Origin of the sequence: Pseudomonas sp. RC3H12, assembly GCF_018596375.1 — a bacterium.
Taxonomy (GTDB): Bacteria; Pseudomonadota; Gammaproteobacteria; order Pseudomonadales; family Pseudomonadaceae; genus Aquipseudomonas.
Genome location: NZ_CP075595.1, coordinates 833,894 through 848,324, shown reverse-complemented (window position 1 = coordinate 848,324; position 14,431 = coordinate 833,894). Strand labels below are relative to the sequence as shown.

Here is a 14,431-nt window from a genome sequence, read left to right as displayed (position 1 = left end):
GCGAGGATGCCTGGCGAAGGTCGACAGGCATCTTGCGAGGGCTTTAGTTCGCGCCTTCCGGATCGCGCTTGCGCTTGTTGCCCATGCGCACGCCGATGTCCATGAGGAACTGGAAGAAGCCTTCCTGATCCTCGAGCACATTGCTCCAGAACGGCGAGTGATACAGCGCCACGGCGCCATGGACCAAGGCCCAGGCTGCGCAATAATGGAAGTAAGGCGGTACGTCCTCGAGCTTGCCCTCGCTGATGCGCCCCTTGATCAATTGCGTGAGGCGGTCGAAGTTGGAAGCACGGATGCTGTGCAACTGCTCGACCATTTCCGGCACCTGGTTGCCCTTGACCACCTTTTCTTCCAGGCGGTCGAACAGCCGGTAACGCTGCGGGTCACGCATGCGGAACTCGAAGTAGGCGCGCGACAGGGCTTCCTTGTCGCGGTCGACGTCAGCCGAGTGCAGCAGCGCGTTCAGGTCGCGCTCGTAGTCGAGCATCAGGCGCAGGTAGATCTCCGCCTTGGACTTGAAGTGCTTGTAGATCGTGCCTTTGCCGATACCCACGGCGTCGGCGATCATCTCGACGGTGACGCTGTCTTCACCTTGTTCGAGAAACAGCTTGAGCGCCGTGTCGAGGATCTCTTGTTCGCGACGGCGAAACTCACGGACCTTGCGAGGTTCTTTCTGCATAAGAAGGACTGGGATGACAATCGAAGCGGATTATTATGCCTAACTGGCGGCAAAATGCACGGATCTTCCAACCATGTCTGTGTTTCTTGATGAGTTCGAGCAGGCCCCGGGCCTGTGTTACCTGAACCACGCGGCAATAGGCCCCTGGCCACGCCGGGCCGCCGAGGCCGTGGCAAGCTTCGCCCGTGACAATGTACGCCTGGGTGCCAGCGCTTATCCGGCCTGGCTGGCCACTGAGCGACGCCTGCGCGAACGCCTGGCACGCCTGCTCAATGCCCCCACCAGCGGTGATATCGCCCTGGTGGGCAATACCTCGCAGGCGCTGTCGCTGGTGGCCTTTGGCCTGGACTGGCAGCCCGGCGACCAGGTCGTCATCAGCGACGAGGAGTTCCCCTCCAACCGCGTGGTCTGGCAAGCGCTGGCCAACCATGGCGTCGAGGTGGTCGAGGCGAACCTGGCCGGCGCCGATCCGGAAGCGGCGTTGCTCGCCGCCTGCGGTCCACGGGCTCGGCTGCTCTCGGTCAGCGCCGTGCAGTTCGCCAGCGGCTTGCGCCTGGACCTGGCGCGCCTCGGCGTCGCCTGCCGTCAGCGCGGCGTGCTGTTGTGCATCGACGCGATCCAGCAGGTGGGCGCCCTGCCCTTCGATGTACAGCGTTATCAGTGCGACTTCGCCATGGCCGACGGCCACAAGTGGATGCTCGGCCCAGAGGGGCTGGGCGTGTTCTATTGCCGTAGCGAACTGCGCAGGCAGTTGAAACTGCACGCCTACGGCTGGCACATGCTGGAACACCTCGGCGACTTCGAGCGCCGCGAGTGGCAACCGGCACGCAGCGCGCGGCGCTTCGAATGCGGCAGCCCGAACATGCTCGGCGCCTGCGCGCTGGAAGCGAGCCTGTCACTGCTGGAAGACGTGGGCATGGCGCTGGTCGCCGAACAGTTGGAGCTGCGGGTCGAGCAACTGCATCAAGGTTTACTGGCGATCCCCGGCGTGCAGGTGCACAGCCCTGCTGACCCTTCACGCCGGGCAGGGATAGTCAACTTCAGCATTGACGGCCAGGCCAACGTCGACATTTATCGAGCCCTGAGCAATAACGGGGTAATTTGCGCCTTGCGAGGCCCTGGCGTGCGATTTTCCCCACATTTCTACACTGACCAGCGCCTGATCGACGAAGTACTGCGCCAGATCCGCCAATTGGCAATGCATTGATCGCGCAAGGCGCTGCCTACGTATTCCAAATCTGTTTAAAAAACGATCAGCAGCCGCTGGCAGCACGCCAATCCTGGCCAATACTTGAAGTGTTGGCGCGGCACATCCCCCCCAAGTGGCGCGCCGATAAAGGTGCCCAGGGACCGTGTACCTTTGTTTTACTCCTAATGGTCTTAACCCGGATTCCCCCCCCAGAACCCGGGTTTTTTTTGTCCGGGCCTCAAGCTTGGGGGGCTGCGCAGAGGCCTCAGGCCACCCGCGCCAGCGGGAACAAGCGCTTGAAATTCCCCGTGGTCTGCGCGGCCAATTGCTCGTAGCTCACACCGCGCAACGACGCCACGTACTCGGCCACTTCCCGCACATACTGCGGCAGGTTCGGTTTGCCGCGGTGCGGGATGGGCGCCAGGTACGGCGAGTCGGTTTCCACCAGCAGGCGGTCCACCGGCACCTGCCGGGCCACCTCGCGCAGGGCATCGGCATTGCGGAAGGTGACGATGCCGGACAACGAGATGTAGTAGCCCAGGTCCAGCGCGGCCTTGGCCATCGGCCAGTCCTCGGTGAAGCAGTGCAGCACGCCGGCCTGGGGCAGGCTGGCCTCGCGCAGCAGCGCCAGGGTGTCCTCACGCGCCGCACGGGTGTGCACGATGACCGGCTTGCCAGTCTGCCGGGAGGCTTCCAGGTGCAGGCGGAACGAAGCCTGCTGCAACTCGGCGGCTTCCGGCTCGTAGTGGTAGTCCAGGCCCGTTTCGCCAATGGCCACCACGTGCGGGTGGGCCAGTTCACGCAACAGCCACTCCAGGGCCGGCGTCTCACCGGGCGCCAGGTCGAGCGGATGCACGCCCACCGAGCAGTCGACATCGGCGTAACGCTCGCTCAACGCCTTGACCGCACCAGCATTCTCGGCACTGACGCCAATGCACAGGAAATGCCCCACCCCACGCGCGCGGGCCGCCTGCAGGGCGGTGTCGAGGGAACCCTGGTGGGCACTGAGATCGAGACGGTCGAGGTGGCAATGGGAATCTACGAGCATAGGAACACGACACACATTAGGGGAGCGGTGGAAATCAACGCATGCCCGGCAGCTGCACCCAGTGGGCGAGCAACGCTTCGAGCAGCAGTACACGATTGAGGTTGGCCTTGCCCAGCACCTTCTGGCGCTGCTCGAGAATCCACGCCTGGACCTCCAGCACCTTGGCCTGGCGGCTCTTCTGCGCCAGGTACTGCAACACCTTGCGCATGTCGGGCAAGCCTAAACCCTCTTCGTCCTGGGTCAGCTGATAACGCAGGATCAGGTGCGACCAGTCGCAGAACCAGTCGAACAGCAGCAACAGGGGCACCGTGTTCCAGGCTTCGGCCAGTTGGGTAGGCGACTGCTGCTGCTTGAGCAGCTTCTTCACCCCTTCGGTAACCAGCGCCCGCTGCTCACGCACGCCCTGGGCCTGCAGGCTGACCGCCATCAGCGGCGAACCCGCGGCCAAGGTCAGCAGCTCTTCGCGCTCCTGTTCGTCGCTGCCTTCGAGCGCGCCGGCCAGCCAGGCACGGCTCTGTTCCAGGCTTGGCTGCGGGCAGGCGACCTGCTGGCAGCGACTCTTGATGGTTGGCAGCAGGCGGCTGGGCTGATGGCTGACCAGCAACAGCACGGTGTCGCCGGAGGGCTCCTCCAGGCTTTTGAGCAAGGCGTTGGAGGCATTGATGTTCATTGCCTCCACCGGCTCGATCAGCACCACCTTGCGCCCGCCCTGCTGGGCAGTCTGCACCACGAACGACACCAGTTCACGCACCTGGTCGATCTTGATCGGCTTGTCGGCCTCCTCCGGCTCCAGCACGAAGTTGTCCGGGTGGCTGCCGGCCTTGAGCAACAGGCACGACTTGCACTGGCCGCAGGCATCCAGACCCTGTGGCTGCTGGCACAACAGCCGCGCCATCAGGCGTTCGGCCAGGGCCCGCTTGCCGATGCCCTGGGGGCCGTGCAGCAGGTAGGCGTGGGCGTGTTGGGCACGCCCGGCCAGTTGCTGCCAGAGCGCCTGCTGCCAGGGGTAGGCCTCAGCCACGGCAACGCTCCAGGATGCCCGGCACCAGGGCGTCGATGGCCTGCTGCACCGCGCTCAAGGGCTGCGCGGCGTCCAGCAGGCGATAGCGCTGTGGCTGCTGGCCTGCGCGCTGCAGGTAGGCCTGGCGCACCGCCTCGAAGAAGGCCTGGCCCTCCTGCTCGAAGCGATCCAGCCGGCCACGGGCCGCAGCGCGGGCCAGGCCGACCTCCACAGGCAGGTCGAAGACCAGGGTGAGGTCCGGGCGCAGCTCGCCCTGTACAAAGCTCTCCAGGATGGCGATACGCTCTACCGAAAGACCGCGGCCGCCGCCCTGGTAGGCGTAGGTGGCGTCGGTGAACCGATCGCACAGCACCACGGCACCACGGGCCAGCGCCGGGCAGATCACTTCGGCCAGGTGCTGGGCGCGAGCGGCGAACATCAGCAGCAGCTCGGTGTCGACCGCCATGCGCTCCTCGCTCGGCGCCAGCAGCAGTTCACGGATGCGCTCGGCCAGCGGTGTACCACCGGGCTCGCGGGTCATGACCACATCGACGCCCTGCTCGCGCAGGCGCGCCGCCAGATACTCACGATTGGTGCTCTTGCCCGCGCCTTCGGGGCCTTCCAGGGTGATAAACAAGCCGCTCACGAGCGTTCCTTAGGGTCTACTGGCACCGACGTATCAGCCGGCGCGGATTCATCAGTGGGGGCCGGCGCGTCGCTTTCAGGTGCGGGCGCAGGGGCGGCGTCAGGCGTCGTCTGCGGTTCGGGCGTCGTCGGTTCTGCCTGCGGCGCAGGGCTCGAACGGTAATCCGCCCGCCGCTTGATCTGGAACTCGCGCACCGCGCTGTTGTGATCGTCCAGGTCATCGGAGAACACATGGCTGCCGTCGCCACGGGCGACGAAGTACAAGCTCGAGCCATCGCTTGGGTTCAGCGCGGCATGGATTGCCTCGCGCCCGACCATGGCGATCGGCGTCGGCGGCAGGCCGGTCATGGTGTAGGTGTTGTAGGGCGTCGGCTCACGCAGGTCGGCGCGGGTGATCTTGCCGTTGTAGCGCTCGCCCATGCCGTAGATCACGGTGGGGTCGGTCTGCAGCATCATGCCCAGGCGCATGCGCCGCACGAACACCCCGGCGATCTGCCCGCGCTCCTGGGGAATGCCGGTTTCCTTCTCCACCAGCGAGGCCATGATCAGCGCCTGGTACGGGTCGCGATACGGCAGGTCGGTGCTACGCTCGGCCCATTCCTTGGCCAGCACTTCGTCCAGGCGCATGTAGGCCTGCTGCAACAACTCGACATCGCTCATGCCGCGCACGAAGCGATAGGTGTCAGGGAAGAAACGGCCCTCGGGGAACACGCCGGTATGACCAAGCTTGTCCATCACCTCGGTATCGGACAGGCCTTCGAGGGTGTGCTTGAGCTTTTCATGCTTCGCCACCGCGGCGCGCACCTGGCGGAAGGTCCAGCCCTCGACGAGGGTGAGGTTGTACTGCACCACATCGCCACGCTTCCAGGCATCGAACAACTGCCCCACGGTCATGCCCGGGGTCAGGCGGTATTCACCGGTGTGCAGCGCCGTGCCGGCCATGTTGAAGCGCCAGTACAGACGCAGCCACAGCGGGTCATCAAGCAGGCCTTCGCCTTGCATCCGGTAGAACATACGGTTTGGCGTCGTGCCATTGGGCACGTCGAGCATGCGCTCCTGTGCCACTTGCAGCGGCTGCTCCAGGACCGAGTTGACCTTCCAGGCGGCCCAGCCCAATGCCAGGCCGGCGAGGATCAAGCTCATTTCCAGCAGCAGCAGGAATTTGCGTCTCACGAATCAGGTATCCAGTAACGTACGGGCAACGGCCTGCAGTTTACGGGTGAGCGGCCCTGCCGGCCAGTTCAGCGCGGCGAATTCACGCACGGGCCAGATGCCGTAGACACTGTTGCAGACGAATACCTCGTCGGCCTGCTTCAGCGCCTCCATCGGCAAGTCCCGCACCTGCGTGGGGATACCCAGCAGCGCAGCCTGTTCCAGCAATGCCGCGCGCATCACCCCGGCCACGCCGCAACGGCTCAGGTCGGCGGTGAACAGTACGCCATCACGCACCAGGAACAGGTTGCTGTACACCCCTTCGATCACCCTTCCTTGGGCGTCACGCATCAAGCCTTCGGCAAACGCGCTGTCCTGCCATTCGGCACGGGCCAGCACCTGCTCGAGGCGGTTGAGGTGTTTGAGCCCGGCCAGCAGCGGTTGTTCCGCAAGGCGCGTCTCACAGGGGAACAGCCGCACGCCGAACTCGGCATGCTGCGTCGGATAGGCCGGCAAGGGGCCGCCTTGCAGGATACGCCGCGCCTGCGCACCAGCCAGCGGGGCATAGCCGCGCTGGCTGTCGCCGCGGGTCAGGATCAGCTTGGCAACGCCTTCGCCCAGTTGCCGGGCGAATTGCAACAGTTCATTGCGAACCAGCGTCAGGTCGACTTCGATCGCCAGGCGCTGGCACCCCAGCGCCAGGCGGTCGAGATGCTGCGCGAGCAGGCTGGGCCTGCCGCCGCGCACGGCGATGGTCTCGAACAGGCCATCGCCGTAGGCCAGGCCACGGTTCTGCAGATTGACCGCAGCCGCGTCCTGGCCATCGATCCAGCTGAGCATCAGCCGGCGAACCGGCGGAACACCAGCGAACCGTTGGTACCACCAAAGCCGAAGGAGTTGGACAGCACCACGTCGATCGGCATGCTACGCGCCTGGTGCGGCACGAAGTCCAGGTCGCAGCCTTCGTCCGGCTCATCCAGGTTGATGGTCGGCGGCGCCATCTGGCTGTTGATCGCCAGGACGCTGAAGATCGCCTCCACCGCACCGGCAGCGCCGAGCAGGTGGCCAGTCATCGACTTGGTCGAACTCACTGCCAGCTTGTAGGCATGCTCGCCGAACACCCGCTTGATCGCAGCCACTTCAGCCACGTCGCCAGCCGGCGTCGAGGTGCCGTGGGCGTTGATATAGCTGACCTCTTGCGGCTGGATACCGGCATCGCGCAGGGCGTTGGCCATGCAACGGGCAGCGCCTTCGCCGGAATCGGGTGGCGAAGTCATGTGGTAGGCGTCACCGCTCATGCCGAAACCAACCAGCTCGGCGTAGATGGTCGCGCCGCGGGCCTTGGCGTGCTCCAGCTCTTCGAGCACCAGGGCGCCGGCGCCATCGGACAGCACGAAGCCGTCACGGCCCTTGTCCCACGGACGGCTGGCACGGGTCGGCTCGTCGTTGCGGGTCGACAGCGCGCGGGACGCGCCAAAGCCGCCCATGCCCAGGCCGCAAGCGGCCATCTCGGCGCCACCGGCAATCATCACGTCGGCTTCGCCGTAGGCAATGTTGCGCGCGGCCATGCCGATGCAGTGGGTGCCCGTGGTGCAGGCAGTGGCGATTGCATAGTTCGGACCCTGCAGACCCAGGTGGATCGACAGGAAGCCGGAGATCATGTTGATGATCGAGCCCGGCACGAAGAACGGCGAAATCCGCCGCGGCCCCTGCTCATGCAGGGTACGGCTGGTTTCCTCGATGTTGGTCAGGCCGCCGATCCCCGAACCCATGGCCACGCCGATGCGCTCACGGTTGGCATCGGTGACTTCCAGCCCGGCATTGCGCACCGCCTGGAAACCGGCCGCCAGGCCGTACTGAATGAACAGGTCGAGCTTGCGGGCCTCCTTGGCCGACAGGTACTGCTCGACTTCGAAGCCCTTCACCGAGCCGCCAAAACGGGTGGAGTAGGCAGACAGATCCGTATGCTCGATCGGACCAATGCCACTGCGGCCAGCCAGAATGCCCTGCCAGGTGCTCGGTACATCGGTACCCAGTGGCGACAGCATACCCATACCAGTGACCACGACGCGTCTACGCGACACAGTACTCTCCTCATTTCCAAATAACAGAGTCTCTTGCCAGTGCACTTGCCATGGCGAATGGAATGGCAGCAAACCCCGGCTCTCGCAAAGAAAAAACCGCACGCCGGCAAAGGCAGTGCGGTTTTTCCCGACAAGAAGCGTCGACTACAGCGTCTTAGGCCTGGTGGGCGTTGACGTAGTCGATAGCAGCTTGAACGGTAGTGATCTTCTCGGCTTCTTCGTCAGGGATTTCGGTCTCGAATTCCTCTTCCAGAGCCATCACCAGCTCAACAGTGTCAAGCGAATCGGCACCCAGGTCCTCAACGAAGGAAGATTCGTTCTTGACTTCCTCAGCCTTGACGCCCAGTTGCTCGGCGACGATTTTCTTGACGCGTTCTTCGATGGTGCTCATACCTAGTTTTCACTCCTAATGGACATATGTCAGGCAGCTGGCCGGTGACCAAGTTTATAGGAAGACGCCTGCTTTTCAAGCGTAACGCGCCTTCCACCAAGTCACCGGGCCCTCTGCCCGGAATCTGGTTGCAGCTTTATAACGGATTTTAGGCTCGGAGTATGACTCTTTTTTGAAGCAATCCGTCACATTGAGTTGCGGTTTTACATGTACATCCCGCCGTTCACCGGCACGGTGGCGCCGGTGACATAGGCTGCGCCGTCGGAAGCCAGGAAGGAAACCACTTTCGCGATTTCCTCGGCCTGGCCCAGGCGGCCCAGCGGAATTTCCTTCTGCAGGGCCTCGCGCTGCGCTTCTGGCAGCTCACGGGTCATGTCGGTGTCGATGAAGCCCGGGGTCACCGAGTTGACGGTGATGCCACGCGAGCCCACTTCACGAGCCAGGGCCCGGCTGAAGCCTTCCAGGCCGGCCTTGGCGGCGGCGTAGTTGGCCTGGCCGGCGTTGCCCATGGCACCCACCACCGAACCGATGCTGATGATACGACCCCAACGCGCCTTGGTCATGCCGCGCAGCACGCCCTTGGACAGACGGTAGAGGCTGTTGAGGTTGGTGTCGATCACATCGAACCACTCATCATCCTTCATGCGCAGCATCAGGTTATCGCGGGTGATACCGGCGTTGTTGACCAGGATGGCCGGCGCGCCGAACTGCTCGCCGATGGCGCCCAGCACTGCGCCCACGGACTCGGCGCTGGTGACGTTCAGCTCAAGGCCGGTGCCGTTGATGCCGTGCTCCTTCAGGGTGGCGGCGATACGCTCGGCACCCGAAGCGGTGGTGGCGGTACCGATCACGGTTGCGCCCTGGCGGCCCAGTTCGAGGGCGATGGCCTGGCCGATACCACGGCTGGCGCCGGTGACCAGTGCAACTTTACCTTGCAGGCTCATGCAAGCTTCTCCGAATTCAGGCCAGCGCCGCACGGGTGGCGGCGACAGCGTCTGGGGTGTTGAGGTTGTAGGTGGTCACGCCGTCGGCGCAACGCTTGTTCAGGCCAGCCAGGACCTTGCCCGGGCCGCATTCGACCAGGTTGACCGCACCGCGCTCGGCCAGGGCCTGCACGCACTCGACCCAGCGTACCGGCTGATACAGCTGCGCCAGCAGGTCTTGCTTGAGGGCATCAAGGTCGGCGGCGATGGCCGCGGTGACGTTCTGCACCACCGGGATCTGCGGCGCTTTCCATTCGATGGCGTTGACGGCCTCGGCGAAGCGCTCGGCGGCCGGCTTCATCAGGGCGCAGTGCGATGGCACGCTGACCGCCAATGGCAGGGCACGCTTGGCGCCCTTGGCCTTGCACAGCTCGATGGCACGATCGACCGCAGCCTTGTTGCCGGCGATGACGACCTGGCCCGGCGAGTTGAAGTTCACCGCGCTGACCACTTCGTCTTCGGCGGCTTCGGCGCAAATCTCGACCACCACGGCGTCGTCCAGGCCAAGGATGGCGGCCATGGCACCATGGCCGGCGGGTACGGCTTCCTGCATGAGCTGGCCGCGGCGCTCGACCAGGCGTACGGCATCTTTCAGCGACAGGCTGCCGGCAGCGACCAGGGCGCTGTATTCACCCAGGCTGTGCCCGGCGACGAAAGCCGGCTGCGCGCCACCCTCCTCCAGCCACAGGCGCCACAAGGCGATGGAGGCGGTCAGGATGGCCGGCTGGGTCTTGTCGGTCTGGTTGAGTTGTTCTTCCGGGCCTTCCTGGACCAGTTTCCACAGGTCGTAGCCCAGGGCCTCGGACGCTTCCTTGAAGGTCTCGACGATTACCGGTTTTTCGGCGCCCAGCTCTTTGAGCATGCCCAGCGACTGGGAACCTTGACCAGGAAAGACGAATGCGAGGGATGCAGACATTGAACAAGCCCTTATGATCTTGTCGTCGGATAGGGTGCGCCAGGCCGCGGGCCAGACGCGCAATCTGAAAGCTTGGATGGAGCGGCGGACCAAGCGGTCACATTTAAGCACTTCATGGGCGGTATGCCCAAAAGCTTTGCATTTCCAGTAATGACCTCATCGCGCAGCTCAGGGCAACAAGTCTTCGAGACGCCCGTGCAGGCGCTGCGGCAGGTTTTCCTGGATCTCGATCAGCGCTCGCTGGATCGCGCTCTGCAAACCCTGCACGCCCGCCGAGCCATGGCTCTTGATGACGATGCCCTGCAACCCCAGGAAACTCGCGCCATTGTGCCGCGCAGGCGCAAGGTCGGCCTGCAGGCGCTTGAGCAGCGGCATGGCCAGGGCACCTGCGGCTCGCGCCAACACCCCGCCACGGAACAGCGCCTCGATGCGCGCACCGATCATGGTCGCCAGACCCTCGCTGGACTTGAGCAGGATATTGCCGACGAAACCATCGCACACCACCACGTCCGCCTCGCCCCGGTACAACCCGTCACCCTCGACGAAGCCGATGTAGTTCAGCCCCCGGGCGTTCTGCAACAGGCTGGCGGCCAGCTTGACCTGCTGGTTGCCCTTGATGTCCTCGGTACCGATATTGAGCAGCGCCACCCGCGGCCGATGCACGCCCAGAGCCTGGGCGGCCACCGAGCCCATCACGGCGAACTGGTAGAGGTTTTCCGCGCTGCAATCGACGTTGGCGCCGAGATCAAGCAACTGGCAGTAGCCGGCCTGGGTCGGGATCGCCGCCACCATCGCCGGACGATCGATACCGGGCAAGGTCTTGAGCACAAAGCGCGACAAGGCCATGAGCGCGCCGGTATTGCCGGCACTTACGCAGGCCTGGGCCTTGCCATCACGCACCAGTTCGAGGGCGATGCGCATCGACGAGTCCGGCTTGCCCCGCAACGCCTGCGATGGCCGCTCGTCCATGCCGATCACTTCGCTGGCCGCGACAATCTGCAGGCGTGCGCGATCCGCAGCCGCGAGGCCGCCGACAAGATCTTCAAGGAGGGAGGGTTGACCGACGAGGGTCAGGTGCAGCGAGGGGGTAGCCGATAGGCAGGCAATGCTAGCCTGGACAATGCTGCGGGGACCGAAGTCCCCGCCCATTGCGTCGATCGCGATGATCTGAGCGGACAAGGATTACTCGTCAGCGCCCTTGTCGATCACTTTGCGACCACGGTATACGCCTTCTGGCGAAACGTGGTGACGCAGGTGTACTTCACCGGTGCTCTTCTCTACCGACAGAGCTTCTGCCGACAGGGCGTCGTGCGAACGGCGCATGTCACGGGCAGAGCGGGATTTTTTGTTCTGCTGAACAGCCATAATTGATTAACTCCTAAACGTTTGGGTCACGCTTTAACTGCGCCAATACACTGAACGGGTTGGACCGCGATACCTCGTCCTTGCTCGGCTCGGGCTCATCGAGTCCCGCCGGCTGCTGGCATTCTTCCGGATGATGAGCAGGCACGATTGGCAGGGCAAGCAAAAGCTCTTCCTCGACCAGTGCCTGCAGATCCAATGGATCTTCGCCCAGTTCCAGCACGTCATAGCCTTTCGGCAACGACTGGGTGTTCGCACCCTCCTTCACCACAGCGTACGTACATTCGCTATGGATCGGCAGGGTGACCAGCTCAAGACAACGCTGGCAAACCATCTTGACTTCGACATCCAGCGCGCTGTGGATAACCACCACGTGCTGTTCATCTCGTTCAAAATCGAACTTCGCCTGCACCGTACCGACATTGTCGGAAAGCGGGTCGCAGAGTCTTTCCAAATCAGCGAGTTGCAGCGAACCTTCGAGGGTTACGCCACGATCAGCCAATTTGCGCGGGTCAACGTGAGGTGGAATCGGGTCATTCAACATAGGCGCAGCATTCTAGGGATGCACCCCCTCCCTGTCAAAGGAAATTAGGTGCCATCTCGCATGTTAGAATTCGGGGCAATTGCCCAGGAGTCTACCATGCTTCCCTTGTTACTGGCTTCCAGCTCGCCCTACCGCCGCGAACTGCTCACCCGCCTGCGCCTGCCCTTCACCTGGGCGAGCCCCGACCTTGACGAACGGCGCCTCGATGGCGAGCCCGCCGTCGAGCTGGTGCGCCGCCTGGCCCGGCAAAAAGCCGAGGCCCTGGCCGCCAGCCACCCCCGCCACCTGATCATCGGCTCCGACCAGGTGGCGGTGCTGGGCGAACAGATACTCGGCAAGCCTCACACCTTCGAGCGCGCCTGCGAGCAACTGCTGGAGGCCAGCGGGCAGCAGGTCACCTTCCTCACCGGGCTGGCACTGCTGAACAGCGCCACCGGCCAGTGCCAGGTCGATTGCGTGCCGTTTACCGTGACGATGCGCGAGCTGGACCGGGAGCGCGTGGAGCGCTACGTGACGGCCGAGCAGCCACTGGACTGCGCTGGCAGCTTCAAGGCGGAGGGCTTGGGGGTCAGCCTGTTCCAGAGCACCCACGGCTGCGACGCCACGAGCCTGATCGGGCTGCCGCTGATTGGGCTGGTGGACATGCTGCACAAGGAAGGCGTGCAGGTGCCTTGAAAATGCAATCGCGGGGCAAGCCCGCTCCCACCAGGTCAATGAGCGACCCGTGGGAGCGGGCTTGCCCCGCGATGCCACGCCGACTTCAGATCAACGCAGCGAAGGCCCCTGGAAGCCCATGTACAGCGCCATGCGCTCCGCCACACTGGCACCGATGCGCTTGGAGAAACGATCGAACGGCGACTCCTGCACGGTGAAGTCCACCAGTTCCTTCTCGCCGACGATTTCGCGGGCGACATAGCTGGCACTGCCCAGCCCGTCCACCAGGCCCAGCGCCTTGGCCTGCTCGCCCGACCAGATCAGACCGCTGAACAGCTCAGGGTGATCCTTGTCCTTCAGGCGCTCGCCACGCCCCTGCTTGACCATGGCGATGAACTGGCGGTGCGTGGTATCCAGCACACCCTGCCAGAACGCGGTTTCTTCCGGCTTCTGTGGCGAGAACGGATCAAGGAAGGCCTTGTGTTCGCCCGCCGTGTAGGTGCGCCGCTCCACGCCCAGCTTGTCCATGGTGCCGACAAAGCCGTAGCCCGCCGCAGTGACGCCGATGGAGCCGACCAGGCTGGCCTTGTCGGCATAGATCTCGTCGGCCGCGCTGGCAATGTAGTAGGCGCCGGAGGCCCCCAGGTCGGCGATCACCGCGTACAGCTTGATGGCCGGATATTCGGCACGAAGGCGGCGGATCTCGTCGTACACATAGCCCGCCTGCACCGGGCTGCCGCCCGGGCTGTTGACGCGCATGACCACAGCTTTGGTCTTCGGATCCTTGAACGCCTCGCGCAGGCTCTTGACGATATTGTCGGCGCTGGCAGGCTCCTGATCGGCGATCACCCCGCGCACCTCGACCAGCGCGGTATGGCTGCCGCTGCGCGAGGCAGTCTTGTCCACATCCATCAATGGCGTGAACAGGAACAGGATGCCGAACAGATAAACGAAGGTCAGCAGCTTGAAGAAGATCCCCCAGCGCCGCGCCCGACGCTGCTCCTGGACACCCGCCAGCAAGGTCTTCTCCAGCAACTTCCAACTCTTGCGCTCCTCGCCAGCCTCATCGGCCTCGGGCGCCTTCCACTCGTCAGTCATGCTCACCTACCTTGGAAATTGATCTGCGCAGGCTCAGCCAGCCATTCGCGCAACTGGGAAAAATGCTCGATGCACACTTGCGGGCCAAATTCGGCCAGAGCCTGCAGCGACATGGCGCCATAGCCCACGGCGACCGAATGCATGCCGGCATTGCTGGCCATCTGCAGGTCGAACGCCGAATCTCCGACCATCAGCGCCCGCCCGGGTTCGACCTGGCAGTGGGCGAGAATCTCCTCGAGCATCAGCGGATGCGGTTTGCCGCGGGTTTCGTCGGCCGCCCGGGTAATGTCGAAGTAGCTTTCCCAGCCATTGGCCTTGAGCACCCGATCCAGACCGCGTCGCGCCTTGCCGGTGGCCACCGCCAGACGATACCCCTCGGCACGGAACGCTTCCAGCGACTCGACCACACCGTCGAACAGTGGCGACGGCTGTTGATCCAGCGCCATGTAGACATCGGCATAATGCTGGCGGAATGTTTCCACCTGCGGCAGCTCAAGATGTGGATACAGGGTGGCGATCGCCTCCCCCAGCGCCAGGCCAATGATGCCCTTGATCGCCTCGTCGCTGCTGGCGGCCTCCCCGGCACGCCCGGCGGCCACGTTCATGGCCTCGACAATGCGCCCGATGGAATCGGCCAGCGTGCCATCCCAGTCGAAGACCAGCAGGTCATAACTTTTATTCATGGC

At 64.1% G+C, this 14,431-nt stretch carries 17 protein-coding genes; 2 read left to right on the top strand and 15 right to left on the bottom strand.

Annotated features, from left to right (window positions below; all coding sequences use genetic code 11):
* Nucleotides 1-43: 43 nt before the first annotated feature.
* The gene (locus tag KHO27_RS03995; protein WP_023630645.1) at nt 44-679 is read right to left on the bottom strand and encodes a TetR/AcrR family transcriptional regulator; all 636 of its coding nucleotides are present in this window, start codon (nt 677-679) and stop codon (nt 44-46) included.
* 73 nt (nt 680-752) lie between these two features.
* Between KHO27_RS03995 and KHO27_RS03990 the strand changes: the two genes are divergently transcribed.
* Complete coding sequence (locus KHO27_RS03990) at nt 753-1,886, top strand: aminotransferase class V-fold PLP-dependent enzyme (RefSeq protein WP_110703924.1); 1,134 nt, start codon at nt 753-755, stop codon at nt 1,884-1,886.
* A gap of 247 nt (nt 1,887-2,133) precedes the next feature.
* Here KHO27_RS03990 and KHO27_RS03985 read toward each other — a convergent pair whose 3' ends face one another.
* The 12 genes from KHO27_RS03985 to KHO27_RS03930 all read right to left on the bottom strand — a co-directional run bounded on the left by KHO27_RS03985 (nt 2,134) and on the right by KHO27_RS03930 (nt 11,993).
* Nucleotides 2,134-2,916, bottom strand: coding sequence for a TatD family hydrolase (locus tag KHO27_RS03985; RefSeq protein ID WP_214501239.1), 783 nt, complete (start codon nt 2,914-2,916; stop codon nt 2,134-2,136).
* 34 nt (nt 2,917-2,950) lie between these two features.
* Nucleotides 2,951-3,937, bottom strand: coding sequence for a DNA polymerase III subunit delta' (locus KHO27_RS03980; protein WP_046856528.1), 987 nt, complete (start codon nt 3,935-3,937; stop codon nt 2,951-2,953).
* Nucleotides 3,930-4,562 (bottom strand): dTMP kinase, encoded by a 633-nt coding sequence (gene tmk, locus KHO27_RS03975; RefSeq protein ID WP_110703920.1) that lies wholly within the window; start codon nt 4,560-4,562, stop codon nt 3,930-3,932. The genes KHO27_RS03980 and tmk overlap by 8 nt, the downstream gene beginning before the upstream one ends.
* The gene (gene mltG / locus KHO27_RS03970; RefSeq protein WP_110703918.1) at nt 4,559-5,734 is read right to left on the bottom strand and encodes an endolytic transglycosylase MltG; all 1,176 of its coding nucleotides are present in this window, start codon (nt 5,732-5,734) and stop codon (nt 4,559-4,561) included. The genes tmk and mltG overlap by 4 nt, the downstream gene beginning before the upstream one ends.
* A 3-nt stretch (nt 5,735-5,737) precedes the next feature.
* Nucleotides 5,738-6,553, bottom strand: a complete 816-nt coding sequence (gene pabC / locus KHO27_RS03965; protein ID WP_214501238.1) for an aminodeoxychorismate lyase — start codon at nt 6,551-6,553, stop codon at nt 5,738-5,740.
* Nucleotides 6,553-7,797, bottom strand: a complete 1,245-nt coding sequence (gene fabF / locus KHO27_RS03960; RefSeq protein WP_046856532.1) for a beta-ketoacyl-ACP synthase II — start codon at nt 7,795-7,797, stop codon at nt 6,553-6,555. Before fabF ends, pabC begins: the two co-directional genes overlap by 1 nt.
* 154 nt (nt 7,798-7,951) lie before the next feature.
* Complete coding sequence (gene acpP / locus KHO27_RS03955; protein WP_046856533.1) at nt 7,952-8,188, bottom strand: acyl carrier protein; 237 nt, start codon at nt 8,186-8,188, stop codon at nt 7,952-7,954.
* A gap of 203 nt (nt 8,189-8,391) precedes the next feature.
* Nucleotides 8,392-9,132: a 3-oxoacyl-ACP reductase FabG gene (gene fabG, locus KHO27_RS03950; protein ID WP_214501237.1), complete on the bottom strand. Its 741-nt coding sequence runs from the start codon at nt 9,130-9,132 to the stop codon at nt 8,392-8,394.
* Between the two features lie 16 nt (nt 9,133-9,148).
* Nucleotides 9,149-10,087: an ACP S-malonyltransferase gene (gene fabD / locus KHO27_RS03945; protein WP_139672631.1), complete on the bottom strand. Its 939-nt coding sequence runs from the start codon at nt 10,085-10,087 to the stop codon at nt 9,149-9,151.
* Between the two features lie 168 nt (nt 10,088-10,255).
* Nucleotides 10,256-11,266: a phosphate acyltransferase PlsX gene (gene plsX, locus KHO27_RS03940; RefSeq protein ID WP_102683589.1), complete on the bottom strand. Its 1,011-nt coding sequence runs from the start codon at nt 11,264-11,266 to the stop codon at nt 10,256-10,258.
* 3 nt (nt 11,267-11,269) lie between these two features.
* Nucleotides 11,270-11,452, bottom strand: a complete 183-nt coding sequence (gene rpmF, locus KHO27_RS03935) for a 50S ribosomal protein L32 (protein WP_028690987.1) — start codon at nt 11,450-11,452, stop codon at nt 11,270-11,272.
* A gap of 13 nt (nt 11,453-11,465) precedes the next feature.
* Nucleotides 11,466-11,993 (bottom strand): YceD family protein, encoded by a 528-nt coding sequence (locus tag KHO27_RS03930; protein WP_023630499.1) that lies wholly within the window; start codon nt 11,991-11,993, stop codon nt 11,466-11,468.
* Nucleotides 11,994-12,089: 96 nt separating this feature from the next.
* Between KHO27_RS03930 and KHO27_RS03925 the strand changes: the two genes are divergently transcribed.
* Nucleotides 12,090-12,668 (top strand): Maf family protein, encoded by a 579-nt coding sequence (locus tag KHO27_RS03925; RefSeq protein ID WP_214501236.1) that lies wholly within the window; start codon nt 12,090-12,092, stop codon nt 12,666-12,668.
* Between the two features lie 90 nt (nt 12,669-12,758).
* Here the strand turns inward: KHO27_RS03925 and KHO27_RS03920 are convergent, their stop codons facing one another.
* On the bottom strand, nt 12,759-13,745 hold the full coding sequence (locus KHO27_RS03920; RefSeq protein ID WP_214501235.1) for a S49 family peptidase: 987 nt from the start codon (nt 13,743-13,745) through the stop codon (nt 12,759-12,761).
* 2 nt (nt 13,746-13,747) lie between these two features.
* Nucleotides 13,748-14,428: an HAD family hydrolase gene (locus tag KHO27_RS03915; protein ID WP_110703908.1), complete on the bottom strand. Its 681-nt coding sequence runs from the start codon at nt 14,426-14,428 to the stop codon at nt 13,748-13,750.
* Nucleotides 14,429-14,431 lie beyond the last annotated feature (3 nt).